The sequence below is a fragment of the Mangrovimonas sp. TPBH4 genome, from assembly GCF_001280505.1.
Lineage (GTDB): Bacteria > Bacteroidota > Bacteroidia > Flavobacteriales > Flavobacteriaceae > Mangrovimonas_A.
Map to the genome: position 1 here is coordinate 191,230 of NZ_LBIO01000050.1, position 26,054 is coordinate 217,283.

The 26,054-nt window shown below is 40.6% G+C and carries 23 protein-coding genes; 10 read left to right on the top strand and 13 right to left on the bottom strand.

Features of this window, described 5'->3' with window-relative positions; translation table 11 throughout:
• On the top strand, nt 1–567 hold the full coding sequence (locus ZA05_RS11505) for a phosphatase PAP2 family protein (RefSeq protein WP_053991827.1): 567 nt from the start codon (nt 1–3) through the stop codon (nt 565–567).
• On the opposite strand, the gene ZA05_RS11510 is transcribed toward ZA05_RS11505, so the two are convergent.
• Genes ZA05_RS11510 through ZA05_RS11520 form a run of 3 tightly spaced genes read right to left on the bottom strand, consistent with a single transcriptional unit; the run spans nt 554 to nt 3,517 of the window.
• Nucleotides 554–2,188, bottom strand: a complete 1,635-nt coding sequence (locus tag ZA05_RS11510) for a glycosyltransferase family 39 protein (RefSeq protein WP_053991828.1) — start codon at nt 2,186–2,188, stop codon at nt 554–556. The genes ZA05_RS11505 and ZA05_RS11510 overlap by 14 nt on opposite strands.
• Nucleotides 2,166–2,804, bottom strand: coding sequence for a lipid-A-disaccharide synthase N-terminal domain-containing protein (locus ZA05_RS11515; RefSeq protein ID WP_053991829.1), 639 nt, complete (start codon nt 2,802–2,804; stop codon nt 2,166–2,168). Before ZA05_RS11515 ends, ZA05_RS11510 begins: the two co-directional genes overlap by 23 nt.
• Nucleotides 2,801–3,517, bottom strand: coding sequence for a glycosyltransferase family 2 protein (locus ZA05_RS11520; protein ID WP_053991830.1), 717 nt, complete (start codon nt 3,515–3,517; stop codon nt 2,801–2,803). Before ZA05_RS11520 ends, ZA05_RS11515 begins: the two co-directional genes overlap by 4 nt.
• 100 nt (nt 3,518–3,617) lie before the next feature.
• Between ZA05_RS11520 and ZA05_RS11525 the strand changes: the two genes are divergently transcribed.
• Nucleotides 3,618–4,559 (top strand): NAD(P)-dependent oxidoreductase, encoded by a 942-nt coding sequence (locus ZA05_RS11525; RefSeq protein ID WP_053991831.1) that lies wholly within the window; start codon nt 3,618–3,620, stop codon nt 4,557–4,559.
• A gap of 100 nt (nt 4,560–4,659) precedes the next feature.
• On the opposite strand, the gene ZA05_RS11530 is transcribed toward ZA05_RS11525, so the two are convergent.
• Nucleotides 4,660–5,235 (bottom strand): DUF2911 domain-containing protein, encoded by a 576-nt coding sequence (locus ZA05_RS11530; protein ID WP_053991832.1) that lies wholly within the window; start codon nt 5,233–5,235, stop codon nt 4,660–4,662.
• Nucleotides 5,236–5,526: 291 nt separating this feature from the next.
• On the opposite strand from ZA05_RS11530, the gene ZA05_RS11535 reads away from it, so the two are divergent.
• From ZA05_RS11535 to ZA05_RS11550, 4 genes are all read left to right on the top strand, one after another.
• Complete coding sequence (locus ZA05_RS11535) at nt 5,527–6,078, top strand: RNA polymerase sigma factor (protein ID WP_053991833.1); 552 nt, start codon at nt 5,527–5,529, stop codon at nt 6,076–6,078.
• Nucleotides 6,062–6,634 carry a hypothetical protein gene (locus tag ZA05_RS11540; RefSeq protein ID WP_053991834.1) on the top strand — a complete coding sequence of 191 codons (573 nt, stop codon included), beginning with the start codon at nt 6,062–6,064 and terminating at the stop codon, nt 6,632–6,634. The genes ZA05_RS11535 and ZA05_RS11540 overlap by 17 nt, the downstream gene beginning before the upstream one ends.
• A 15-nt stretch (nt 6,635–6,649) precedes the next feature.
• Nucleotides 6,650–8,257: a hypothetical protein gene (locus tag ZA05_RS11545; RefSeq protein ID WP_157514695.1), complete on the top strand. Its 1,608-nt coding sequence runs from the start codon at nt 6,650–6,652 to the stop codon at nt 8,255–8,257.
• Nucleotides 8,258–8,319: 62 nt separating this feature from the next.
• Nucleotides 8,320–9,009 (top strand): peptidoglycan DD-metalloendopeptidase family protein, encoded by a 690-nt coding sequence (locus ZA05_RS11550; RefSeq protein ID WP_053991836.1) that lies wholly within the window; start codon nt 8,320–8,322, stop codon nt 9,007–9,009.
• Here the strand turns inward: ZA05_RS11550 and ZA05_RS11555 are convergent.
• The 8 genes from ZA05_RS11555 to ZA05_RS11585 all read right to left on the bottom strand — a co-directional run bounded on the left by ZA05_RS11555 (nt 8,987) and on the right by ZA05_RS11585 (nt 18,977).
• The gene (locus tag ZA05_RS11555) at nt 8,987–9,901 is read right to left on the bottom strand and encodes an SMP-30/gluconolactonase/LRE family protein (RefSeq protein ID WP_053991837.1); all 915 of its coding nucleotides are present in this window, start codon (nt 9,899–9,901) and stop codon (nt 8,987–8,989) included. The two genes, ZA05_RS11550 and ZA05_RS11555, sit on opposite strands and share 23 nt — an antisense overlap.
• Before the next feature lie 271 nt (nt 9,902–10,172).
• Nucleotides 10,173–13,526 (bottom strand): preprotein translocase subunit SecA, encoded by a 3,354-nt coding sequence (gene secA, locus ZA05_RS11560; protein WP_053991838.1) that lies wholly within the window; start codon nt 13,524–13,526, stop codon nt 10,173–10,175.
• A 176-nt stretch (nt 13,527–13,702) separates the two neighbouring features.
• Nucleotides 13,703–13,924, bottom strand: coding sequence for a DUF2795 domain-containing protein (locus ZA05_RS11565; RefSeq protein WP_010177336.1), 222 nt, complete (start codon nt 13,922–13,924; stop codon nt 13,703–13,705).
• A 171-nt stretch (nt 13,925–14,095) separates the two neighbouring features.
• On the bottom strand, nt 14,096–14,671 hold the full coding sequence (locus ZA05_RS11570; RefSeq protein ID WP_053991839.1) for a cob(I)yrinic acid a,c-diamide adenosyltransferase: 576 nt from the start codon (nt 14,669–14,671) through the stop codon (nt 14,096–14,098).
• A gap of 75 nt (nt 14,672–14,746) precedes the next feature.
• Nucleotides 14,747–15,433, bottom strand: a complete 687-nt coding sequence (locus ZA05_RS11575) for an ABC transporter ATP-binding protein (RefSeq protein WP_053991840.1) — start codon at nt 15,431–15,433, stop codon at nt 14,747–14,749.
• A gap of 85 nt (nt 15,434–15,518) precedes the next feature.
• Entirely contained in the window at nt 15,519–16,289 is a 771-nt protein-coding gene (locus ZA05_RS11580; RefSeq protein WP_053991841.1) for an O-methyltransferase, read from the bottom strand.
• Nucleotides 16,290–16,457: 168 nt separating this feature from the next.
• Nucleotides 16,458–16,784: a GIY-YIG nuclease family protein gene (locus ZA05_RS18075; RefSeq protein ID WP_082333755.1), complete on the bottom strand. Its 327-nt coding sequence runs from the start codon at nt 16,782–16,784 to the stop codon at nt 16,458–16,460.
• Nucleotides 16,785–17,105: 321 nt separating this feature from the next.
• Nucleotides 17,106–18,977, bottom strand: a complete 1,872-nt coding sequence (locus ZA05_RS11585; RefSeq protein ID WP_053991842.1) for an ABC-F family ATP-binding cassette domain-containing protein — start codon at nt 18,975–18,977, stop codon at nt 17,106–17,108.
• Nucleotides 18,978–19,079: 102 nt separating this feature from the next.
• On the opposite strand from ZA05_RS11585, the gene ZA05_RS11590 reads away from it, so the two are divergent.
• The 4 genes from ZA05_RS11590 to ZA05_RS11605 are packed head-to-tail and all read left to right on the top strand — an operon-like array spanning nt 19,080 to nt 24,247.
• Nucleotides 19,080–19,874, top strand: coding sequence for a polysaccharide biosynthesis/export family protein (locus tag ZA05_RS11590; protein WP_053991843.1), 795 nt, complete (start codon nt 19,080–19,082; stop codon nt 19,872–19,874).
• A gap of 3 nt (nt 19,875–19,877) precedes the next feature.
• Nucleotides 19,878–22,364, top strand: coding sequence for a tyrosine-protein kinase family protein (locus ZA05_RS11595; protein WP_053991844.1), 2,487 nt, complete (start codon nt 19,878–19,880; stop codon nt 22,362–22,364).
• Nucleotides 22,365–22,958 carry a sugar transferase gene (locus tag ZA05_RS11600; protein ID WP_231632484.1) on the top strand — a complete coding sequence of 198 codons (594 nt, stop codon included), beginning with the start codon at nt 22,365–22,367 and terminating at the stop codon, nt 22,956–22,958.
• Entirely contained in the window at nt 22,955–24,247 is a 1,293-nt protein-coding gene (locus tag ZA05_RS11605) for a nucleotide sugar dehydrogenase (protein WP_053991845.1), read from the top strand. The genes ZA05_RS11600 and ZA05_RS11605 overlap by 4 nt, the downstream gene beginning before the upstream one ends.
• Before the next feature lie 751 nt (nt 24,248–24,998).
• On the opposite strand, the gene ZA05_RS11615 is transcribed toward ZA05_RS11605, so the two are convergent.
• Nucleotides 24,999–25,304 carry a GIY-YIG nuclease family protein gene (locus ZA05_RS11615; RefSeq protein WP_053991847.1) on the bottom strand — a complete coding sequence of 102 codons (306 nt, stop codon included), beginning with the start codon at nt 25,302–25,304 and terminating at the stop codon, nt 24,999–25,001.
• Nucleotides 25,305–26,054: the final 750 nt, after the last annotated feature.

Here is a 26,054-nt window from a genome sequence, read left to right on the forward strand (position 1 = left end):
ATGGAGCAACTCATTCAGTATGACACCGACTTATTTTTATGGTTAAATAATTTGGGTAACCCTACTTGGGATAGCTTTTGGTTGGCGGTTACCAATAAATTCACATTTATACCACTGTATGCAGTCTTGTTATATTTGCTCTACAGAAAAATGGGCGCCAAGGCATTGCTTATTTCCGTAGTGGTAATAGCTTTAATGATTACATTTACAGACCAGATTAGTAGTTTGTTCAAACACGGTGTTCAACGTTCTAGGCCCTGTAAAGAAACTGACTTAATGGAGCAAATGCGATATATTGCAGAACGTTGTGGTCGCTACGGTTTCTTCTCGGCACATGCCGCAAATTCTATGGCTATAGCTGTGTTTACAGGTTTGTTATTAAGACCCTATTATAAATCCTTGATTTTTATTCTACTGTTTTGGAGTGCCTTTGTGGCATACAGCAGGATTTATGTGGGCGTACATTATCCTTTAGATATTATCTGCGGAATGACCTTTGGAGCGTTATCCGGTTTTTTGTTTTACAAACTCAAACAAAAGGCCGATTCCCGATTTATTTCTTCCTAAGAATATAATAGTCATTAACCAACCTACCATTATGTTTTTTGGAGTCTTTTTCTGCCAAGTTCAAATCAAAAGTGGTTTGAAATTCCATCTCGTAATGATTGGATAAGAAGACTTTATCTTCCTCAGATAATTTTTGGGTTAGGAGTCCGAATGCATCTGTTTCTGGAAGCTGAAATGTACCTTCTTCAGTTTTTAATGAAGGAATTTTGTCGCCAAATTGCCATATCACTTCAGGGGAAACATAGCCCAATCCATAAACTTGAAGTTGCTCTTCATCTGCTTCGGCTTTTAAATTGGAAACAGGGTTGTAATTGGCCCCTTTTAGGGCGTTGGCCAAAGGCAGACCTGTCAGGAATAAAGAAGCGAAAAATAGCACTGTAAAATAAAATACTTTTGGGAAATTCTTCTTTTTCAATTGTATAATAATTCCAATACCTAGCCCGAATACAGTAAGAGAAGTGAGTATATATGGAAACCAATAATTGGAAATGTTGGAGCCTAAAAAAAAGTAAGCCGCAACAGGAAATGCCACTCCAATCAAGGCAATCAATCCAAAATTGAAATACAAAGGAATAGTTTCTCTTTTATCTTTTAGATCCTTAAAGCTTCTAAACAGATATTCAATATAAAATCCGGTGTTAATCGCCAATGGAATAAGTACTGGCATTAAGTATCTAGATTTCTTTTCTGGTACAATAGACAACAAAACCACGGCCAAAATCGTCCAATAAAAACTAAAACGGTAGGCTTTAAGATTGGATACTCGTGATTTCAGATAAGGATATAGGAGACCTATAAAAGCAGGGACGGTCCATATGCCGCTTTGGGTGAAAAAGCTCCAATAGTAGTAAAACGGTCTTACATTGTAGCTTCCCCAGTTGCCAGTTTCTTTTTCGGCAATCTTGGCAAAAGTAGCTGGATCATTTAGTCTTACATACAGATACCACCAGCCGCCAATAATCAAACCAATAATTAAGAACAGCAAAAGTGCTGGAATTTTTTTAGTGATGGCTTTGTATTTGTAAACTATACCGTAAGCTATAAGGAAGGGAAGCAATAGGGCATAGAAGGATACGGGGCCTTTACAAAGAATGGAGCCACCCAACATAATCCCTGCAACGACGGCATATTTATAGTTGGTGGTTTGGGCTTGAAAAAATTGAAACAGAAAATAAATCCCCATAAGCATAAAACCATGGGTGAAAATGTCCCAGGGCGCTTCCATAGTAATGCCGATGACGTAGAAAGACGTAACTACAATCAAGGCATTTATAAAGCTGTGCTTGGTGTTTTCCGTAAGCTGTTTTGAAAGCAAAAATGTGAAAATTCCTGTTAGGGCAATAAAAATAATGGCAGGAAACCTGAGGGCAGTCAATTTTGTAATCCCAAATATTTGAGCGAAAATGGCCGTAAACCAAGTTGGTAATGGTGGTTTTTCGTAACGCGCTTCCCCGTTCATGGTGGTCAAAAGCCAATTACCGTCGGTTAACATTTCTCTGGCTGTAATAAAATTACGGGCTTCCATAATGCTAACTGGAAGGTAGTGAATCGTAAATCCTAACATCAACACTACAAATAAAAGTAGTGCAATGATAGGGTTATGCTGAAGTTTTTTGAGCATTTGATTTTCTTATTAAAAGTAAATTTCGGGCATAGATAAACGATCCCAAGCTATGGCCGGTAAAAAGAACAGGGTCTTTTCTAAGGATGGCATAGATTAAAATGAGCAAGGAACCTATAAGGCTCAATAGCCAAAATCCAAATGGCAATTCCGATTGCTTTCTTCTTTCAGAATAAATCCATTGGTACACAAACCGAAGGGTGAATATCACTTGGGACACAATTCCCAATAGCAATAGCCAGAATGGAATGGCTTCGTTTTTAAATAGTAGCTCTCTGTCTATGACATTGTTATTGTAATAATAGACTACAATAAGCACAGGAAACCCCAATAAAAAATATTGAAGAGGCTTGAATAGTTTTTGCCATTCTCCTTGTAGTTGCAGATTACGGATGTAAATGTAATAGGTAAGACCCTGCCCAAGCATAATAGCAAAATCGTTGCGTAAATAGCCATACACAAACAATAAAAAGGATGCTATCAAGCTAAGTGACCAAAACAGGGTAGGAGTGATGACTTTTTGTTGTTTTTCTGAGGTGACCCATTGAATGATTAACCTAGAGGAAAACAAGGTTTGGGCGATAAACCCAATACTATATATTAGCCAATCGCTCATTTACTTGATTTGGAAACCGTATAGTTGATGTATTTTTTCTTCATCCACAAATAGGCGAAGCAGTCCATTAAAGGACCGATAAGTCTATTCCAAAGTCCAAATTTTGCAGTTCCGGCAATTCTAGGGAAATGCTTCACAGGGACTTGCAATATCTTTCCGTTTTGCAATAAGATCATTGCAGGTAAAAAACGGTGAAGGCCTTTAAACATTGGGATTCTTTTGGCATAGTCGGCTTTAATGACTTTTAATGGGCAACCTGTATCGTCCATCCCATCGTGGGTAAAAGCTCTTCTGATACCGTTGGCAATTTTGGAAGACATATTTTTTACAAAGGAATCTTTTCTGTCTGCTCTTACCCCAGTCACAAGATCATAGTCTCCAATCTGTTCCAATAGCAAGTTAAAATCCTGAGGATCGGTTTGTAAATCGGAATCGATATAGCCCACCAATTCTGTATCGGCATAGTCAAAACCTGCTTTAATGGCGGCACTTAAACCTCTGTTATCCTTAAAGAGAATGTAATTAAAGGCGTCGTTTCTATTGCAAATCGTTTCAATAAGCTGCTGACTGTTGTCTTTGGAACCATCGTTTACAAATAACACACAGGTGGGGAGGGTTGCAATTTTGGTATAGGCCAATAATTCCTGTTCCACGCGTTCTAAATTATCTTCTTCATTGTAAACAGGAACAATTATGGTAAATTTGTAATGCATCTAAAATGTATTAGGTGGTACAAAAATATTCTTTTTTAAGTAAATCGAAATTATTCTTATTGATATAATAGTCGTTACTTTGCCTAAAATAGTTTCACAAATGAAAACACTTGTTACGGGAGCCGCCGGATTTATAGGATCCCACACAGCAGAACGTTTGCAGTCCTTGGGACATGAAGTGATTGGAGTGGATAATTTCTGTCCTTATTATAGTGTAGCTTCCAAGGAAATAAATGCCGAAGCACTTGCTGAAAAGGGGATCTCAATTATCAAGAAGGACCTTAGGGATGAGGCACTTTCAGAGGTATTGCCTACAGATATAGACTATATTTTTCATTTTGCTGCACAGCCAGGTATTTCTACCACGTCCACTTTTGAAGATTATTTAAGCAACAATATTTTGGCTACCAAACAGCTTGTAGATTATGCTTTGGAATGTCCCAACCTTAAATTATTTGTGAATATTGCTACGTCCTCCATTTATGGTTTGGAAGCTACTTTTACAGAAGATGTCGCGCCAAAACCAGCTTCACACTATGGGGTGACTAAGTTGGCGGCAGAACAAATGGTACTTCAAAAAAGTAGGGAACAATTGTTTAAGGCTTGTTCGTTGCGTTTGTATTCGGTGATAGGGCCAAGGGAGCGCCCTGAAAAAATGTACACCAAATTAATAGAATTGGGAATTAAGGACGAAGCATTTCCTTTGTATGAAGGTAGCGATGCCCACTTGAGGAGTTTTACTTATGTAGGCGATATTGTAGACGGGATTGTAAGTGTTGTTGGAAAGGAAGACACGGTGAATGGAGAGGTCATCAATCTAGGGACTGAAGTGGAGCACACCACACAGGATGGTATTGATGCAGTTGCGGAAGTTTTAGGAAAACCTATTGCTATTAACATCATCCCCAAGCGTCCAGGCGATCAATTACGTACCAAGGCCAATATCAATAAGGCACGCCGTTTATTGGGGTACAATCCGCAAACAACTTTGTTGGAAGCGGTAAAAGCCCAAGTGGCATGGTATAAGGAAACGTTTCTATAAAGCAGTTAAACAGATATAAAAAAATAAAGGGTACACAACGTGTACCCTTTTCTTTTTATGTTGAAACTTGAAATGGAGTTTCAATTTATATCTATTAATCTTAAGGCAGTGTATCCTTTTTTACAGAAATGGGCACGGCCACTTTGGTTTGGTCCCAAGCCATGGTTAGATCCAAATTACCGGTAGTATTGTCAAAACCAATGGTAAACTGCTCCACGGTATTGTTCAGGGATTCCACAGGGACTTCTATTTCCAGGATATCATATTGTGGTTCGCGCATTGGTTTCATCTGTGCATCCACTCCCCAAGGATATAGTTTTGTATTAAAAATTACGCTCCAAGAACTATCTCTGGGAACGGTCCATAGGGTGTAAATGCCTTTTGGTATGGCGATTCCCTGCACATAAAGGGCCTTGTTGGTCTCAAAGGTTGTGGCTTCGTTGGCTCCCGTACGCCATACTTGGTCATAAGGTACCAGGCCTCCAAAAATTTCCCTTCCTTTTTTATAAGGACGGTTGTACTGCACCTTCAGGTCCAGATCGTTCATGCTAAACTCTATGGTATCTTTCGGACTTAAACGTTTAGAGAAGATATTTTCAACAAAAAAAGAGTATAAAAACAGACCAACGGCAACCACCAACAGTACCCATAATACCCATTTAAAAAATCTATTCATTTCGCCATGTGATTTGAAGTGTAAATATAAGGATATTGTAATGCTTTCAAAACAGCAGAACGTTAATAAAACTGGCTTTAGTATGCATTGAAAACTTAAATTTAATTTTCAATGAAATCCTGTAATTTTATATCAATTAGAAAGCTGAGTGTTGATTTTTTATATCATTTTATCTGTCAGGTGAGAAAAAATGACTTTTTAGAAGAAAAAAATAACACAATTTGCCACACTTTATTTTTTTAGACGTCTTTAGAATGAACTTAACCGAGTAACCAAAAAGTTTCGAAGCGAATGTTTCAAATTGATCTTATTGAGAAATGCAAGCAAAACGACCGTGCTGCGCAGTTGCAGTTGTACAAGCAGTATTGTGACGGCATGTTTGTGGTAGCTATGCGTTTTGTGAAGGACTCTATGGAAGCTGAAGATATCGTACAGGAGTCCTTTATCAAAGCCTTCACCAAATTGCAACAATATAAGGGAGAAGTCACTTTTGGAGCTTGGTTAAAACGAATTGTAATTAATAAGAGCATCGACCTCCTGAAATCCAAAAAGCAGCATTTACAGCAATTGGAAGAGGTGCACCTCAAGGTGGTGGATGGTCCGGAAGATGACAATTGGTTAGTTGAAGATGCGCTTAGTTTGGAAGATGTTAAGGAAGCCATTCAAGAATTACCGGAAAGGTACAAATATGTGGTCATGTTGTATTTGATGGAAGGATACGACCATCAAGAGATTTCTGGAATTCTCAATATTACCGAAGTGGCCTCCCGAACACAACTGTCCAGAGGAAAGAGCAAATTAAAAGAACTATTAACACAAAGGAGCAATGGCACAAGATATTAGAAAACTGTTCAAGGAAGAGTCTAAGGTTTCCAATGAAACAATGTCCAAGGGGCACGAAGCCCGTTTTTTACAGAAATTGGAAGCCGAGTTACCTCAGCACAAACAATCCCGATCTATGTTTAGCATGTTAAGCATAGCCGCAAGCATTGTAATACTGCTGGGATTGGCTATCGGAGCTTATATGTTTTATGAGGGCAAAGAGGCGAAGCTTGTAGATACCAATAAAGAGATGGCATCCAACCTAAAGTCCTTAGGGGATATTTCTCCAGACTTGAAAAAGGTGGAAGATTATTATCTGGCCAATATCAACTTGGAGCTATCCAAAGTAGAATTGAATGACGATAATAAGGAGTTGTTTGACAGTTATGTAATTCGCCTAGAGGAATTGGATAAGGAATACAAACGTTTGTCGGTTGAATTGACCCAGTCCGGGCCAAATGAGTTGACCGTTAGTGCCTTGATCGATAATCTAAAATTGCGATTGAACCTTTTGTACCGTTTAAAAGAACAATTAAAAGACCTAAACGAATCTGAGTTTGGTCAAGACAATGTATAACAAATGAAAACAATAATGACACATACATGTAAACGCCTTTTAGGGCTATTTCTGCTCACCATGGTACTCACCGCGTCGGCCCAGCAGAAACTTAATAAAGTATCGCAGTCCATTAAAGTGGCCGATGATGTCACCATTGATTTAAATACCAGTCATGTTCAGATTGAAGTGGATACTTGGAATCGCGATGTGGTAGAAATCGAAGCTTATGTAGAAAGCGATAAGCTGTCTGCTGCGGAATTAGAAACAGCCATGAAGGCATGGAAATTGACCGTGGAAGGCTCAGGGAATTTAATCAAGATCCATTCCAAAGAACTTGGTGGTGATTGGAATGGGGTTTATGTTGGTGATTTCGACTATAATTTTGAATTCGATGCCATTCGGGACCTAGAGTTTGAGTTGGCACAGTTACCAGAACTTCCTGAATTGCCAGAGCTTCCAGATATGCCGGAGATGCCCGAAATACCAGAGGTGAATATGCCAAAAATGCCAGCGCTTCCCGAGTTGCCAGAGCTTCCGGATGGAATTCATAATGTTCATTTCGATACAGAAGCTTATAAAAAAGATGGCGAAAAATATTTGGAAGAGTGGAGTAGGGAATATGAGAAAAAATATGGTAAAGCCTACAAGGAGAAAATGAAAGCTTGGGCCAAGGAGATGAGCAAGGTAGACTTTAAATCTTATGAGGAAGACATGAAACGTTGGGGAGAAGCCTTTGGGAAGCAATTTGGAAAAGAGTTTGAAGTGAAAATGGAGCATTGGAGCAAACAGTTTGATGAAGAATGGGGGAAAGCTTATGAAGAAAGGATGCGTGAATGGGAAAAGCGCCATGAAAGAGAATTGGAATTGCACGCTCGCGAATTGGAAAGACGTCAGGCACAGCAAGAACGTAGACAGGCGCAGTTGGAACAACAGTTGGAGCAGCGTATCGAGGTGCAACAGCTCAGAGAGGAAGCGCGTATGAAACGTTTTGAAGAACGACAACAATTGCATGAGCAACGTCGAGAAGCACTGGAGCGGTCTATGGATGCCAAACAAAGCAAGATGAAAAGAGTGATAAAGATAAAAATGCCAAAGGATGCCAAGTTGAAAATGGATGTAAGGCATGGAGAATTAAAACTCTCTTCTGCTGTAAAAAATCTTAAGGGAGATTTATCCCATGCCACTTTATTGGCGGATCACATTGATGGAAAGGAAACTTCCATCAATGTGGCCTATTCCCCAATTTGGGTAGATTCTTGGGATATGGGAGAACTTAAATTGAAGTATGTAGAAGAAGCGCATATCAAATCGGCCAATAGGTTGGTACTTAGTTCCAATTCATCCAACATTAGTATTGAAGCCTTAAAGGGCAATGCCATAATTAATGGAAGTTTTGGAGATTTAACCATAGGCAAAATCGACGATTCCTTTCAAAATCTCAATGTCATGCTAGAAAATAGCGACGCCATTATTAGTCTGCCAAAAACAGAACATAGCCTACAGTACAATGGAAACCGTTCCAGGTTTAGTCATCCCCAAAAAGATGCTTCACAAAACACTTCTTCATTTTCCAATAACCTTTTAAGTGCCAATAAAAGTATTGTCATCAATGCCAAATTCAGTCATGTCACCATGAGATAATATCTATTATGTGTAGAGATTATCTCAAGGGATAGCGCTATTTTTGGAGAAACACCGTTGTCATGACAACTACCGAATTTATCCAATTGCTTAAGAAGTTAGGCTCGTCTAAGCCTGTTATACTGGATGGCTCAATTCCGAGGGAAGATTATTTTCCTATAGATCTTTCAAAAGAGAATCCTTTCCTCCAAAACATTGATGTGTCCAACAGTTCTAAATTGCAAACATTTGTCAATGACCATTTAAAAATAAATGTGGCAAGGGTTGCCTTTGGCGGTTTTATGGAAGTGCGGAATATTTATCAAAGGAGCTCTCATTTTAACCATAAACATAAAACTTTGGAGCGTTCCATACATTTAGGTATGGATTTTTGGGCGGAAGAAGGCATAGGTGTTTGTGCTCCCTTGGAAGGGCGTGTCCATAGTTTTCAAAACAATGATAGGCTAGGTGACTATGGCCCTACAATTATTCTGGAGCATGAGGTTGAAGGGGAAGTTTTCTATACTTTGTATGGACATTTAAGCTTAGAATCTTTGGCGCCTATATCGCTAGGGATGCCTGTAGAAGAAGGGAAGGTTTTTGCTACATTGGGAGCGGTTGCTATTAATGGAGATTATCCTCCGCATTTGCATTTTCAAATTATTAGAAACTTGCAGGGAAAGGTTGGGGATTACCCTGGTGTATGTAATAAATTAGAAGTGGATTTTTATCGGAAAAACTGTCCCGATCCTAATTTTCTACTGCAGTTATGATGTCTTCCTCGGCTTTAAAAAATGGACTTTTCACTCCTTTAACTCCTGGTACCGCCATAAAAATAGAACCTGCCAAAGGATAGGTTCCGTACTCGTCCGTAGTCATATCTTGGCTAGAGGTGGTGATAAATAGGGTATCCAAATTTTCTCCTCCAAAAGCACAAGAGGTTACATTGTGGGCAGGAACTTGAATTTTGGAAAGCACCTTGCCTGTCAATGGGTCAAATCGGATTACGGCATTGCCGTTCCACATACCTACCCATAGTTTGTCCTCTTCGTCTATGGTCATACCATCAGGGAAACCAAGGGAGTCTGGAACTTTTACAACAACACGTTCGTTTGAAATTTCGGCTGTTTGGTCGTTATAGTCGTAGGCTTTTATTTCGGCCGTTGGCGTATCAATATAGTACATGGTCTGTTTATCCTTGCTCCAAACAATACCATTAGAGATGGTAACACTATCTTTTTTTAGTTGAGCCTTCCCTTGTTGGTCTACCATATAGAGGTTTGCATCATGCGGACGTTGTTCCAAGCCCATGGAGCCAACCCAAAGTCGTCCAGAGGGATCGCATTTTCCATCGTTAAAACGGTTGGTAGGAATGTTGGATTCAACATCCGATAAAAGGGTGTAGGATTTTGTATCTGTGTTTAAAATGTAAATACCGTCCTCAAGGGCAACCACAGCCCTTTGCATATCGATAGGAACTACGGTGCCTATTTTTGAAGGCGTTTCAATGGAGCGGTCAATTTTTGTTTTAGGATTGTAAATATGTAAGGCTTTTCCATCGATGTCTACCCAGTACAATTCTTTGGTTTCATGGTTCCAAAAGGCCCCTTCTCCCAATTGGGATTTAATTTTATATTCTAAGGTGGCTTGTGTTTTTAGAGCCATATCTGTTGGCTTTTGATGCTGTTTAGTATTGCAACTGAATGCAAAAAGAAGAAGCGTCAACAGGGCGCAAGAGTTAGTAATCGTCTTGACATTAGAAACCGATAGCATAGGTTAAGTACTTTGATGGTGAATAAAAATACTAAAAACCCATTTAAAATCAATATAAATAATTGAAAAAGCGTTTTTTATAGTCCGAAAGCCCAGTAAACACTATAAAAAAAGCTCCTGATGAAAACATCAGGAGCTTTGATTTATTAGGGGTAACTTTGGTTTATTCTTCAATAAGTACCCAATCACCTTTGGCCAATAAAGGTTCGGCCTGCTTGTATTTCATGGTTTTGTTTTCACCACTCATCACATTTTTGATGGTAACCTTGTCGTTACGTCCAATTTTTGGTTTGTCTCTTACAATGGTTTCCACAGCTTCAGGTTGGCTTTGGGTATTTCCAGCAGCACGACTTTGAGCAGCACGCTCATCCATATTAGGGATTTCCTCCTTGGTAGTCTCTAATTTTTCTGCACGTTTGGCGCGAGCTTCCTGAATGGTACTTTGGGTTTCTGTTGGTAATTCCCCTTTGAAAAGGAATGAAATTACATCCTTGTTCACTTGGTCCAACATACGTTTGAACAATTCAAATGCTTCAAATTTATAGATCAATAAAGGATCTTTTTGTTCGTGAACAGCTAACTGAACGGATTGTTTCAGTTCGTCCATTTTACGCAAGTGCGTTTTCCAAGAGTCGTCTACAATGGCCAAGGTAATGTTCTTTTCAAAATCATTGATCAATTGCTTACCATTGGTTTCATAGGCCTTTTGAAGGTCTGTTACTACTTGAAGTGTTTTTACTCCATCGGTAAATGGTACTACGATGCGCTTGAATTTATCGCCTTGGTTTTCAAATACATTTTGAATTACAGGGAAGGCTAATTCTGCGTTGCGGTTCATTTTTTCACGGTAGTGTTCAAAGGCTGCTTTGTAAATTTTACCAGCGATTTCCTGTACCGATAGCTTCCCGAATTCAGCCTCATTGATAGGAGAACTCATGGAGAAGTAACGAATCAATTCAAACTCAAAGTTTTTAAAATCGTTGGCTCCTTTATTGGTTTCGGCAATGGTTTCAGCAGTGTCATAAATCATGTTAGCCAAATCCACGCGCAAACGCTCCCCAAAAAGGGCATGGTGACGACGCTTGTAAATTACTTCCCTTTGGGCGTTCATGACATCATCATATTCCAATAAACGTTTACGGATTCCGAAGTTGTTCTCTTCTACTTTTTTCTGTGCACGTTCAATAGACTTGGAAATCATAGAGTGTTGAATTACCTCTCCTTCTTCCAGTCCCATGCGGTCCATCATTTTTGCTATACGCTCACTACCGAACAAACGCATTAGGTTGTCTTCAAGTGATACGTAGAACTGTGAACTACCAGGATCTCCCTGACGTCCAGAACGACCACGCAACTGACGGTCCACACGACGAGAATCGTGACGCTCTGTACCAATAATGGCCAAACCGCCGGCAGCTTTTACAGCTTCGGTTAATTTAATATCGGTACCACGACCAGCCATGTTGGTGGCGATGGTTACCTGACCTGGTTGTCCTGCTTCAGCAACAATGTCGGCCTCTTTTTTATGAAGTTTCGCGTTCAATACATTGTGAGGAATCTTGCGAATGCTCAACATTTTACCTAAAAGCTCACTGATTTCTACGGAAGTGGTACCAATCAATACAGGACGTCCTGCTTGAGATAGTTTGGTTACTTCGTCGATTACAGCGTTGTATTTTTCACGCTTGGTTTTATAGACTAAATCTTCGCGGTCATCACGCGCAATTGGTCTGTTGGTTGGAATTTCCACAACATCCAATTCGTAGATTTCCCAGAATTCTCCAGCTTCGGTTACTGCCGTACCAGTCATCCCAGAAAGTTTGCGGTACATTCTAAAGTAGTTCTGAAGCGTGATCGTAGCAAAGGTTTGGGTAGCGTCCTCAATTTTTACATTTTCCTTGGCCTCGATAGCTTGGTGCAATCCGTCGCTATAACGACGCCCTTCCATAATACGTCCCGTTTGCTCATCCACAATCATGACCTTGTTGTCCATGACTACATATTGAATGTCTTTTTCAAATAGGGCGTAAGCTTTCAACAATTGGCTAAGCGTATGGATACGCTCAGATTTTACACCAAAATCCCTAAACAGTTCTTCTTTTGCGTCAGCTTCATCTTCTTTTGAAAGGTTTTGAGCTTCGATTTTGGCGATTTCCACACCAATTTCCGGCATGACGAAGAAATTAGGATCGTCATTTCCAGAAAGGTATTCTACTCCTTTATCGGTAAGTTCAACCTGATTGTTTTTTTCATCAATTACATAGTACAACTCCGCATCAATTTTCGGCATTTCACGGTTGTTGTCCTGCATGTAGAAGTTTTCAGTTTTCTGAAGCAACATTTTGATTCCTTCTTCACTCAAAAACTTAATAAGCGCCTTGTTTTTTGGCATCCCACGATACACGCGTAATAATTGGAATCCTCCTTCTTTCGTGTCACCGGAAGTAATCAATTTTTTAGCTTCTGCCAACACTCCAGTCAAATACTGACGTTGGGTGGCAACAATAGAATCCACTTTAGGTTTTAATTCGGTGAATTCATGACGGTCTCCCTGAGGAATTGGTCCAGAAATAATCAATGGGGTACGGGCATCGTCAATCAATACCGAGTCCACCTCATCCACAATGGCGTAGTGGTGTGGGCGCTGTACCAAATCGTCTGGCGAGTGGGCCATATTGTCACGTAGGTAGTCAAAACCAAATTCGTTGTTGGTACCGTAAGTGATATCGGCATTGTAGGCTTTTTTACGAGCAGCAGAGTTAGGTTGGTGGTAGTCAATACAATCTACACTCATCCCATGGAACTCAAACAACGGAGCCATCCACGCGCTATCACGTTTTGCCAAATAGTCGTTTACGGTTACCAAGTGCACTCCTTTACCAGCAAGGGCGTTAAGGTATACCGGTAGGGTAGCCACCAAGGTTTTACCTTCCCCTGTTTGCATCTCGGCAATTTTTCCTTGGTGCATGGTAATACCACCAATCAGCTGAACATCATAGTGTACCATGTCCCAAGTGATGGCTTTTCCTGCAGCATCCCATGAGTTGGCCCAAATAGCTTTGTCATCTTCCAGAACAACATAGTCCTTAGAACCTGAAAGTTCACGGTCGAAGGTGTTAGCCGTTACAGATATACTAGTATTGTCCTTAAAACGTTTGGCAGTTTCCTTCACAACAGCAAATGCCTCTGGAAGGATATCGGTTAAAACGGTTTCGGTAACCTTGTAGATTTCGTCTTTGATACCGTCGATTTCTACATAGATGTCTTCTCTTTGGTCGATGTCTTCGGTAGCTTCAGCTTCTTTCAATAAAGCCTCCATTTTTTCGTTCAAAGGCTGTCTAGCCTCAGCAATTTGTGCTTTAAAGGCCACTGTTTTGGCACGTAACTCGTCGTGTGACAGTTGTTCTAGGGCACTTTCAAAGGACTTTATTTTATTGACAATTGGCGTAATTGCTTTGACATCCTGTTTGGATTTGTCGCCAACAAATACTTTTAATACTGAATTTAAAAAACTCATGGTGTGTTGTTTAGCTTGTCGTTGGTGGGATGCCAACGTATATGTTATTAAATATGTTGTTACCTAGGTAAGCCTTTTTAAGGCTTCCAAAGATAAGGTTTGTGTTATGCTTATTAAAGTATAGCGTATAAAAAAAGTCTCTAAATGAGACTTTTTAACTATTCTTTCTGATTTATTTAGTATTCGTCCTCATTCCAGAGGTAATCTTCGTCTGTTGGATAATCTGACCAGATCTCTTCAATAGAATCATAGGAATCGCCTTCATCTTCAATGGCCTGTAGGTTTTCAACTACTTCCAATGGCGCTCCCGTACGGATAGCATAATCTATTAATTCGTCTTTAGTGGCAGGCCACGGAGCATCACTTAAATAAGATGCGAGTTCTAAGGTCCAATACATTTCTTATAGATTTAGAATTTTCTGCAAAAATAAATTTTTAGTCGAGAAAGTCAAGAAAAAAATGAATTATTTCAATGTTAACTAATCATTAATAAAAAGAGCGTCCTTTTTTTGTGAAATTCCTAACTTTCTATCTAGAATACTACAAAAAAATTGCACTTCCAAAATTTATTAAGATTCTTTTTTAGGAATCCATTTAATTTCTTCGGCTTGCAAGTCGTAGGACAACTTTCGTGCCAAGACAAACAGGTAGTCGGATAGGCGGTTCAAATACATTAAAGTTTCCGGTTGAAAGGGACTAATCTCGTTTAAGGCAGAGGCTAAACGCTCCGCCCTACGGCAGACACAGCGTGCAATATGACAGAATGACACGGTTTGATGGCCTCCAGGTAAGACGAAGTGTGTCATCGGAGGTAAACTGTCGTTCATTTGGTCTATGGCGGTTTCTAAAACCTGAATGTCCGCTTCGGATATTTTTGGGATGTTCAAACGATCCTTGCCGTTTTTTAAGGTCCATTTTTCGGGGTCGGTGGCCAAAATGGCACCTACGGTAAACAAATGGTTTTGGATGTCTACCAATAAGGCTTTGAATTCCGCAGCCATCTCCTGATCCCTTAAGAGGCCAATATGGGAATTGAGTTCATCTACGGTGCCGTAGCTTTCTATGCGTATATGGTGTTTGGGGACGCGGGTACCGCCAAATAGGGCTGTACTGCCTTTGTCTCCCGTTTTTGTGTAAATTTTCATGGGTTTAAAATCTATATTCCTAAGGTCAAAGGTACTGTATTTTAGATGGTTTGTACTGTGTCCTTTGGTAGGGTTTTATTTAAGTCTAGTGTCGCTTTCAATCATACCGTCTCGTAAACGGATGATTCGGTGGGCATGGGCGGCAATGTCCTCTTCGTGGGTTACTAAAATCACCGTATTGCCACTTTTGTGAATGTCGTCAAATAGAGCCATGATTTCCACGGAAGTCTTGGAATCTAAGTTTCCTGTTGGCTCATCCGCCAAAATAATGGATGGTTTGTTCACTAAGGCTCTTCCTACCGCCACACGTTGGCGTTGTCCTCCAGAGAGTTGGTTGGGGCGGTGGTCCATACGGTCGGCGAGTCCCACATCGTTTAGGACCTCTTCGGCTCGAATGGCACGATCTTTTTTAGAAGCCCCAGCATATACCATGGGTAGGGCCACATTGTCCAAGGCCGTGGTTCGCGGTAGCAAATTAAAGGTTTGGAATACAAAGCCAATTTCTTTATTACGGATGTCCGCTAGTTCGTCATCACTCATTTGACTTACATCTTTACTGTTCAGAATATAAGAGCCGCTAGTAGGGGTGTCCAAACATCCCAGTAAATTCATTAGAGTGGATTTTCCGGAACCTGAAGGCCCCATGATGGCGATGTAGTCGCCACGTTCTATGTCTAGATCGATGCCCTTTAATACGTGAACGGTTTCTTGTCCTAATTGAAAATCCCTAGTGATGCTGCGAATTTGAATGACATTGTCCATAAAAAAAGATAAAAGCTTAGTGGGTTTGGATTGCTTCTGCAAGATAGCAGAATTCTTTCAATAGGACGTTTTCTAAGCGAACTTGTTACACCCTAATGGAGAAATGTTCTTTCCTTTGTTCGGTTCTGAAAAATACCAGGCCCCAATAAAAGGTATCGATGGTGACGGTGACCTTTGGGTGGGCTTTAATTTCTTCCCAAGCTTCGGTCATGGCTTTGGACCAGTGAATGTCGTCCAAGATGATTACGGTATCGTTATGAACAGTGTCCAAAAGCTCTGAAAAGTAGTATAGGGTAGCTGTTTTTTGATGGTTGCCATCCATGTAAATAAGGTCATAGGTTTGGTTGTCCAATTGCTGGATGGCAGGAGTGAATTCGGCAATGATGGAGTTGATGTTATTCAGTTTGAACTGTTGGAACTGACTTTGAGCCGCGGCGGCAGTATTGGGACAGCCTTCAATGGTGGTGATTTGCGCTTCTTGATGTCCTATTGATAAAGCGGAAGTTCCAATGCCTAGGGAAGTCCCTAATTCCAAGATGTGTTTGACTTCTAAATAACTGACCAATCGATTTAAAAGTTTAGAACGTTTTAATGTAATACCAGATGTTTTGGCGATTTTGGAAACCTTTCTGGTATTGCCATTAAATATTCTGCTGCCTGCACCCAAATCGGTAATGGAGATTTGGGAATGGTTACGATAGAGTGCTTTTCTGTATTGCTTTAAAATGGTGTAGCTCTCATGCTTTTTTCGGTCGTAAAAACACAGGGTGACCAACTGGTATACAAAAGGGGAGTGGACACCGTGTTGGTTGGTGGAGCGCCAAAGGAATTTGAAATATTGTAGGAGTTGGTACATGTTGTGGCAAAAATAGGGTTCTATCCCATTTGTAAAAAGGATTTCAATTGGAAAATATCGGTTTCTACCGGTTCAACCTGATAGTGCTAAGTGGTGTTTAAGCGGATGCTATTCTATAGTGCAGGCGAGAATGAGGGTAATTGGTGTCAATTTGGGTTTGTGTTTTTGTCATCCTGAGCTTGTCGAAGGAGGACGTGGTATTCCGTATTGGGTATAATTTTTTGAAAATCGTTCTAAGTCTTTCCAGTTATTGTCGATTAGAGCTTTCTTCTTTTTTCTAGACCAACCCTTGATTTGTTTTTCTCTACTGATAGCTTCTGTGGGAGAGGTGCATTGGAGGTGCCATACCAAATTTAAGGGGCGTCTTGTTGCTGTATAACAGAATTTGTTTATACCTAAGTTATGTTGTGTCAAGCGTTCCTGTAAATTATTTGTTACGCCCGTGTAGTAGGAGCCGTCTGCACATAGTAAAATGTAAACATAGTAAAGCCTCATGTAGATAAAGATAATTAAAATTGGGATATGAAATGGGCTTCGACAAGCTCAGCCTGACAAGGAGGGATGTTTTGGACGATTACTATTGCTATGTTAAATCCCCTATAGAATTCATTAGATAAGATTTCTATGGATAGCTGTTTTTGGGTCTTCGACAAGCTCAGTCTGACAAGGAGGGATGTTTTGGGTGATTACTATTGATATATTAAATCCCCTGTAGAATTAATATTATAGAATTTATTAGATAAGATTTCTAGCTATGGCTGTTTTTTAGCCTTCGACAGGCTCAGCCTGACAAAGAGCGATTTTTAGGAGACACTGTTAGGCATCTCCTTCCAATTTTTCTGAGAGTTCAAACCAGCGGGCTTCCTTTTCCGCAATGGTATCCATAAGCTGTTGGAGTTCTTGGGATAGTTTGTTGATGGCTTCTGTGGAAAGACTTTCATCCAAGAACTTTGCTTCCAGTGCTTTTTTGTCTAATTCCAGAGAGCGGATCTTGCTTTCTAGGTTCTTTAGTTCCTTTTGTTCGTTATAGCTTAGTTTTTGGGCTTCGTTTTGTTTGGTGGCATCCGATGTTTTGGAAGTGTTCTCCTTAGGGATTTCGGCAGGAGGTGTGGATTGTTCGTAGATGCGGTAATCGGTATAGTTTCCAGGGAAGTCCTGAACTTCCCCTTCGCCTTTAAATACAAATAAGTGATCCACAATCTTGTCCATAAAGTAACGGTCGTGGGACACTACCAAAAGGCAGCCCGGGAAATCCAATAAGAATTCTTCCAAGACATTTAGGGTCACGATGTCTAGATCGTTAGTGGGCTCATCCAAAATTAAGAAGTTAGGGTTCTGTATTAAAACGGTACAGAGGTACAGGCGTTTTTGCTCCCCCCCACTTAGTTTTTCAACATAGTCGTACTGTTTTTTACGGTCGAAGAGGAAGCGCTCCAATAACTGTTGAGCACTAATTTGACGGCCTTTTTTTAACGGAATGTAATCACCAAATTCTCTAATGACTTCAATAACTTTTTGCTCGGGCTTGATGTTAATCCCGCCTTGGGTGTAATACCCAAATTTTACGGTATCTCCCACCACCACTTTTCCCGCGTCTGGTTTGATGGTTTGGGTGAGCATGTTGAGAAAGGTGGATTTACCAGTTCCATTTTTTCCTATGATCCCGATACGTTCCCCTTTTTTGAAGACGTATTCAAATTGATCGAGTATGACCTTGTCTTTATAGGCTTTGGAAATTTTGTGGAGTTCTACAATTTTACTGCCCAAGCGTTCCATGTTCAGTTCCAATTGCATGACATGGTCCTTGCGGCGTTGGTGGGCACGGGCCTTGATGTCGTGGAAATCGTCGATACGCGACTTGGATTTGGTGGTACGGGCCTTGGGTTGGCGGCGCATCCATTCCAATTCTTTTTTGTAAAGTTGTTTGGCCTTTCCGGTTTCGATGGCTTCTGTGGCGATTCGGTTTTCCTTTTGTTCCAAATAATAGGAATAGTTCCCTTTATAGGTAAAGAGTTGCCCGTGGTCCAGTTCTATAATTTCGTTGCAGACGCGTTCCAAGAAGTAACGGTCGTGGGTTACCATAAAGATGGTGAATTGTGCTTTTGCAAAATACTGTTCCAGCCATTCAATCATTTCTAGGTCCAAGTGGTTGGTAGGCTCATCCAAAATAAGTAGATCGGGATGGCTGATGAGGACTTGGGCCAAAGCTAAACGTTTTTTTTGTCCTCCGGAGAGGGTGCTGATTTTTTGCTCGAGGTCTTCCAGTTTTAACTGTGACAGGATTTGCTTGATCTGCAATTCAAATTCCCAAGCATTGTGACGCTCCATGGCCTCGAAGGCCGCTTGGTAGGCCTCGGTATCCTCGGGATGCAAAAGCGCCTTTTCGTATTGGTCCACAATTTTTAGGATAGGCAAATCGGCATTGAAAATGGTACTGTTGATGGTGGCGCTTTCATCAAACTCGGGCATTTGGGATAAAAAGGCCGTTCGGAGACCTTTACGCATCACTACCTGTCCCGCATCTGGAGTGTCCTCACCCGAAAGGATGTTTAATATAGAGGTTTTGCCACTTCCGTTTTTGGCCACAAAGGCAATTTTTTGGTCTTTATGGATGCTAAAGGAGAGGTTGGAAAAGAGCTCCAGTTCTCCATATGATTTCGATATTGCTTCGACGTTTAGGTAGTTCACGGTATTTTTTTTGCAAATAACGGAAATAAACCAAAAAAAGAACCAATAGTTTTGATATTCCTGTTGATGGTCTATATTTGTCTGTTAAGAACGTTGCTTTACATGAAATATACACTCCTTGTTGCCATCCTTATTTTGGGTGTCATGACTTCCTGTGTGCCCCATAAGGACATGTTGTACCTTCAGGACAAATCCACGGCTACCGATTCCTTACAGCTGATGGTGGAGACCCAAAAACCTTACCGCGTACAGATCAATGATATTTTGAGTATTCGTATCAAGGTGTTGGATCAGGATAATGTAAGTATTTTTAACCCCATTGCCGATGCCGCCGATTTGAATGCCTCTTCCAGTGAGCGTGCCTATTATGATGGGTTTACTGTAGATGTGCACGGGAATATCCGTATTCCTGTTTTAGGCGAAGTGAATGTATTGGGACGTACTACAGAGGAAATCCAAGGACTTTTAGAACAACAGTTGTTGGAAGAACAGTTTAAAGAAACGGCCAATATATTTATCACGGTCAAGCTTTCGGGGTTAAGGTATACCACTTTGGGAGAGGTGGGAAGTCCAGGGTCTAAAGTGTTGTTCCAAGAGCGGGTGAATATTTTTGAGGCCATCGCTAATTCTGGGGAGATTCCAGTGATTGGCGATCGTCAGCATGTACAGATCATCAGACAGTACCCGCAGGGGCAGGAGATCCATGAGATTGACCTGACCGATAAGAATGTGATGCAGTCTCCCTGTTATTATATACAGCCCAATGATATGATTTATGTAAAGCCTTTAAAGCAAAAGGCTTGGGGAACGGGGACTTCAGGTAAGGAGGTTATGACCACGATAGTTTCCGTGATGGCCTTGGTAAGTACGACCTTATTGTTAATTAATCGTTTGTAGTTCATGAGTGAGTTAGATTTTAACGATATAGAACATTCTGAATCAAGAGGGAGTACTTTTGACTTCAAGGGGTTTTTGTTCAAAGCCTTGAACTTGTGGAAATTGGTCTTGTTATCCATAGGTGTGGCCCTTGTTGTGGCCTATTTGATTAATGTGAGGAAGCAAAATGTGTACCGATTGAGTTCCTTAATTTCTGTAGAGAGTGAGCAGAATCCTTTTTTTACTGCCAATACTAGTATTTCCTTTAACTGGGGAGGCGTTTCCGGAAAAGTGGGGAAGGTGATGACTTCCATAAAAACCCGTAGCCATAATGAAAAGGTGGTCGATTCTTTGCAATACTATATGCAATATATGGTTCAGGGCAAATATCGACTACAAGATATTTATTCAGCGGCCCCATTTGAGGTACAATTGAACAAAAATAAGGGGCAATTGCTGGGACAACCCATAGGTATTCGCTTTATTAATGAGAGCCAATTTGAGTTATTTGTTGATTTTGGTTCGGCCCAAAGGCAGGTACAACGGTATTCGGATAAGGCCAAATATTCTGTTGAAGTACCCGTTGGTCCTTTTAAGGAGGTCTACTCTTTGGGGCAGCCTATTGATTTGCCCTTTTTTAGTGGTACATTGGTGTTACGTAAAGGGAAGCGCATTCTGCCTAATAAGGAGTTCTTTATCCGGTTTTTAAATTTTGACAGTGTTGTTTACTCCTATCAATCAGGAGTGAAAATAGCCCCTTTTTCGGGGTCTTCCTCTTCGGTGTTGACTTTGGCACTTTCCGGTACCAATAAGGCTAAGATTGTCGATTATTTAAATGCTACTACCGCTATTTTGAGTGAGACCGAATTGGAGCGCAAGAACCAATATGCTACCAATACTATCAAGTTTATCGACAGTAGTTTGGCGGCGGTAAATGACAATTTGAAGGATGTGGCTGAAGAGATGAATCGGTTTCGTAAGAAAAACAAGGTCTTTGATATTAGTGAGGAAATGTCCTTGACTTCTGAAAAGCTCAAAAATCTGGATTTGGAAAAGGAAACTGAGCGAGCGAAGTTGAACTATTTGGAAGCTTTGGAGACCTATTTAAGAACCAAAACCGATTATACGCAAATTGCAGCGCCCACCTCTGTAGGTATTGAAGAAAGCAATATTTTAAGTAGTGTGAAGACCATTACCTCTTTAGCCATCGAACGACAAAATTTGGAGTATACGGTCAAGGAGGGGAATGTTCTGTTTAAGGATTTGGACCGAAAGATTGATGCTGAAAAGAATGTATTGTTGGAAACTATTACGGCAACCAAACAGACCATCACTGCCAATTTGAACAGTATCAGTACAAAAATAGCCCGTTTGGAAATGGAGTTGAGCAGCTTGCCTGAAGATGAACAGGATTATTTAAAGATTCAGCGTAAGTTGAATTTGAGCCAGGAAGCCTATGATGTGTATATGGCCAAGCGCAGTGAGGCAGCTATTGTTAAGGCAGCTAATGTGTCGGATATTACCACTATTGACGAAGCCAAAGATATAGGCAATCCTCCTATAGGCCCAAATAAGAGTCTTAACTATATGATGGCCTTGATGGTTGGTTTCTTTGCACCGATGTTCCTAATTTTTGTTATTTACTTATTGGATCATACCATTCATGGGTCTGACGAAGTAGAGCAGTTGTCCAATATTCCCATTTTGGGCTTGATTGGGAAGTATAATTACAAAAACAATTTGGTCGTTTTTGAAAAGCCGAAAGCAGCCGTGTCTGAGTCCTTTCGCTCCATTCGTTCCAGTTTGCAATTCATTTTAAAAAACAAAGGAGAAGACGGCTTGGGGAAGAGTATCATGATTACTTCTTCGGTAAGTGGAGAAGGGAAGACCTTTACTTCCATCAATACCGCAACGGTGTATGCTCTTTCGGGTAAAAAGACCATTTTGTTGGGGTTGGATTTACGTAAGCCTAAGATTTTTGGGGATTTTAATATCACCAACGATAAGGGTGTTGTGAATTATTTGATAGGGGATAGCAGCTTGGAGGAAGTGGTATTCCATTCGCATATTGAGAACTTGGATGTGATTCCTTCGGGCCCCGTACCTCCGAACCCTTCGGAATTGTTGATGGGAGAGGCGATGCCAGAGCTTATTAAAACGTTGAGGGAAACTTATGACATTATTATCTTGGATACGCCTCCTTTAGGGTTAGTAACAGATGCCTTGGAATTGACCCAATATGCCGATGCGACCATTTTTATGGTGCGGTTAGACTATACCAAAAAAGGCATGTTGGCCTTGGTGAATGCCAAACACCGGGCTGGAGAGCTTAAGAATATCAGTTTTGTCTTGAACTTCTACAAGCATAAGACCAACCATAACTATGGTTATGGCTACGGTTATGGGTACGGTTATGGTTATGGGTACGGGGTGTATGGTGATGCCTATCATGAAGACCCTAACAAACGTGGGGTATTTAAAAAAGTACAGAACTTTATAAAACGCATTTAAGTGCTGTCACCATCCCAGAAGATTTTGAAGCGTAGCTTTGACTTTGTGTTGAGTGCGCTGTTGCTCCCTATTTTTATGTTGCCCATTATTGTATTGGTGTTGTTGGCCAGTTGGGATACCCGACAGTGGGGTTTGTTTTCCCAACAGCGGGTAGGGCAGTATGGGCGTTTGTTTCCTATTTATAAAATACGCAGCCTACGAGGTTACCAGCATTCCTTGGGCCAGTTTGAGCAGTATGCCAGTCCTTTTGGGAATTGGTTGCGGAAGCATAAACTGGATGAATGGCCGCAATTGTTCAATGTGCTCTTTGGGCATATGAGCTTTGTAGGTCCACGGCCTGATGTAGAAGGTTTTGCGGATGTCTTGGAAGGGGATGATCGGGTGGTTTTGGAGGTGAAACCTGGGATTACGGGGCCGGCCACCCTGAAGTATGCCAATGAAGATGAGGTTTTAAGGCAACAATCTGATCCTGAGCTGTATAATTGCAAAGTAATTTGGCCGGATAAGGTGGAAATTAACAAAAATTATGTGCAGAATTGGTGCTTTTTTGTAGATTTGAAATATATTATCCAATCATTTCAAATCAACCTATGAGCACACACCCAAAGATTGCTATCATCGGACTCGGTTATGTAGGTCTTCCTTTAGCCGTTGAATTTGCCAAACAGTACCCTGTTGTTGGCTTTGATGTTAATACCAAACGCGTTCAGCAATTATTGGAAGGTGTTGACACCACTTTGGAAGTGGAATCCAAAGACTTGCAAAATGTTATTGTTGGATCTTCTGAAAGCGGTTTGGGATTGTTTGTAAGTAGTGATCCTGCTGATATGGCCGATGCCAATATCTATATTGTGACGGTGCCAACCCCTACAGATGCCTTGAATAAACCTGTGTTTACGCCGTTGGTAAAAGCTAGTGAGACGGTGGGGAAGGTGTTGAAGAAAGACGATATTGTTATTTATGAATCGACCGTGTATCCTGGGGTTACCGAGGATATTTGTGTGCCTATTTTGGAAACGCACTCCGGACTTGTGTTCAATACCGATTTTTATGCAGGCTATTCTCCGGAACGTATCAATCCGGGGGACAAGACCCATACGGTGACCAAGATTTTAAAAGTAACTTCTGGGTCGACTCCTGAAGTGGCTGAGGTTGTGGATCGCTTGTACCGCTCCATTATTACGGCAGGGACCCATAAGGCGCCCTCGATTAAGGTGGCTGAAGCGGCCAAGGTGATTGAGAATTCACAGCGCGACATTAATATTGCCTTTGTTAATGAGCTTTCCAAGATTTTTCGATTATTGGATATTGATACGCAGGCTGTTTTGGAGGCTGCGGGTACCAAGTGGAACTTTATCAACTTTACCCCTGGTTTGGTTGGAGGGCATTGTATTGGGGTAGATCCTTACTATTTGGCCCAAAAAGCTATTGAGACCGGTTATAATCCGGAGATTATTTTGGCGGGACGGAAGATGAATGATAGTATGGGGCAGTATGTGGCCCAGGAGACTGTGAAGATGATGATCAAGAACGGGGCTCGTATTAAGGGGGCCAATGTGTTGGTGCTAGGGATTACTTTTAAGGAAAACTGTCCGGATATTCGCAACTCTCGAGTGATTGATATTATTAGGGAGTTTGAGACTTATGGGGTGGAAGTGGATGTGTTTGACCCCTGGGCTTCGGCTGAGGAGGTTCACGAAGAATATGGCTTGGACTTAATCTGTTGCGCTGATCAATTGCAGGCTCAATATGAGGGGATTGTTTTGGCCGTGTCCCATAAGGAGTTTTTGGAGTTGGATATACAGGGCTTGAAATCGGAGGGCTGTGTTTTGTTTGATGTGAAGTCTTTGTTGCCTAAGGGTGTTGTGGATGCGCGGTTGTGATATTTTTTCTTTTTATATTTTTATTAATAGATGATAGATTAGCTTTACGTAATCTAAAGGTTTCTTCGCTCTGCTCTGAATGACAAGGGATTTCTTATTGTTATTAAAGTATGTGATTTATTTAGAACCTATGAATGACAGGTGTTATTGTCATGCAGAAGGAGTGGAACGACTGAAGCATCTTTTTTCGGAGACGGTTATTGAGGGGGTAAAGATTAGCTTCGCCGAACCTAAAGATTCTTCGCTACGCTCTGAATGACATAGGACTATTTTTGAGATTGATAAATGTTTTTGTTATTCAGAAGGTTCTTCGCTGCGCTCTGAATGACATAGAGCTATTTTTGCGATTAATAAAAGGGGAATGTCATGCAGAAGGAACGGAGTGACTGAAGCATCTCCTAAAGGATAAGATAAAAGTGGCTTAAGATTCATCACTTCGTTCTGAAATCGAAGATTCGACGTTGTCAATGACAACTAGCTTTATTGAGGGGGTAAAGATTAGCTTCGCCTAACCTAAAGATTCTTCGCTGCGCTCTGAATGACATAGAGCTATTTTTGCGATTAATAAAAGGGGAATGTCATGCAGAAGGAACGGAGTGACTGAAGCATCTCCTAAAGGGTAAGATAAAAGTGGCTTAAGATTCATCACTTCGTTCTGAAATCGAAGATTCGACGTAGTCAATGACAATGGTTCTTCTTTTTTTGTTTCTTGATTATGTTCGTTTTGGATTGGAATCATATGGGAGAAATTTTAAATCTCATTATTTAGAAATCTCCATTCGGGATTGAATTGTTTTATTAATATCTCCTTCTTTACTCTTCTAAATCCTTTAAGCTGTTTTTCTCTTTGAATGGCTTGAGCAATATCGAAAAAGTGTTCGTAATAGATTAAGAAATAGCATTTGTATTTTGCAGTGAATGACTTAGAAAATGGTAAAGGGTTCATGTGGAATTCCAATCTCTCTTGTAGGTTGCCTGTAACTCCTGTATACAATACTGTTTTGGATTTGTTGGTTAAGATGTAGATATAGTAATTGTGAGTTCCCTTGGTTTTCATAGGATAAATTTAAGAAAAGATTAGCTTCGCTGAACCTAAGGATTCTTCGCTTTGCTCTGAATGAGAAGGGGATTGTCATGCAGAAGGAGCGAAGTGACTGAAGCATCTTTTTATGATGGGATACTGGGATTATAGATTCATCGCTACCGCTCTGAATGACATAGGGCTGTTTGTTGAGATTAATAATTATTTTCATTCTACAGAAAATTTTTCGCTGTGTTCTCAATGGCAAGGGGACTGTCATGCAGAGGGAGTTTAGCGACTGAAGCATCTTTTAATAGTCAAGAAGCTTTATCAAATTGAGATTCTTTGCTTTGCTCTGAATGATAATCGCTTGTTGTTATACAAGGGGAAAGAGAGGGACAGAATCATCTTTTTACGATGTGATACTGGGATTATAGGTTCATCGCTACCGCTCTGAAATCGAAGATTCGACGTAGTCAATGACAATAAGCTTTTTTTGAAGAAGAAGATTAGCTTCGCTGAACCTAAAGGTTTCTTTGCTACGCTCTGAATGACATCTAGCTTAATTGAGGGGGCTAAAGTTATATATTAGCTTTACTGAACCTAATGGTTTCTACAATTCGTACTGAAATCTAAGATTCGACTTAGTCAATGACAAAGGAGATTTCTTAATATAACTTTTACTATAAAAAAGCTTACTTTTACTAGACAATTTTTTATGATATGGGGACAGCAAATATTTCAGAGTATAGTTATTTGGTTACGGGAGGCGCTGGGTTCAACCCG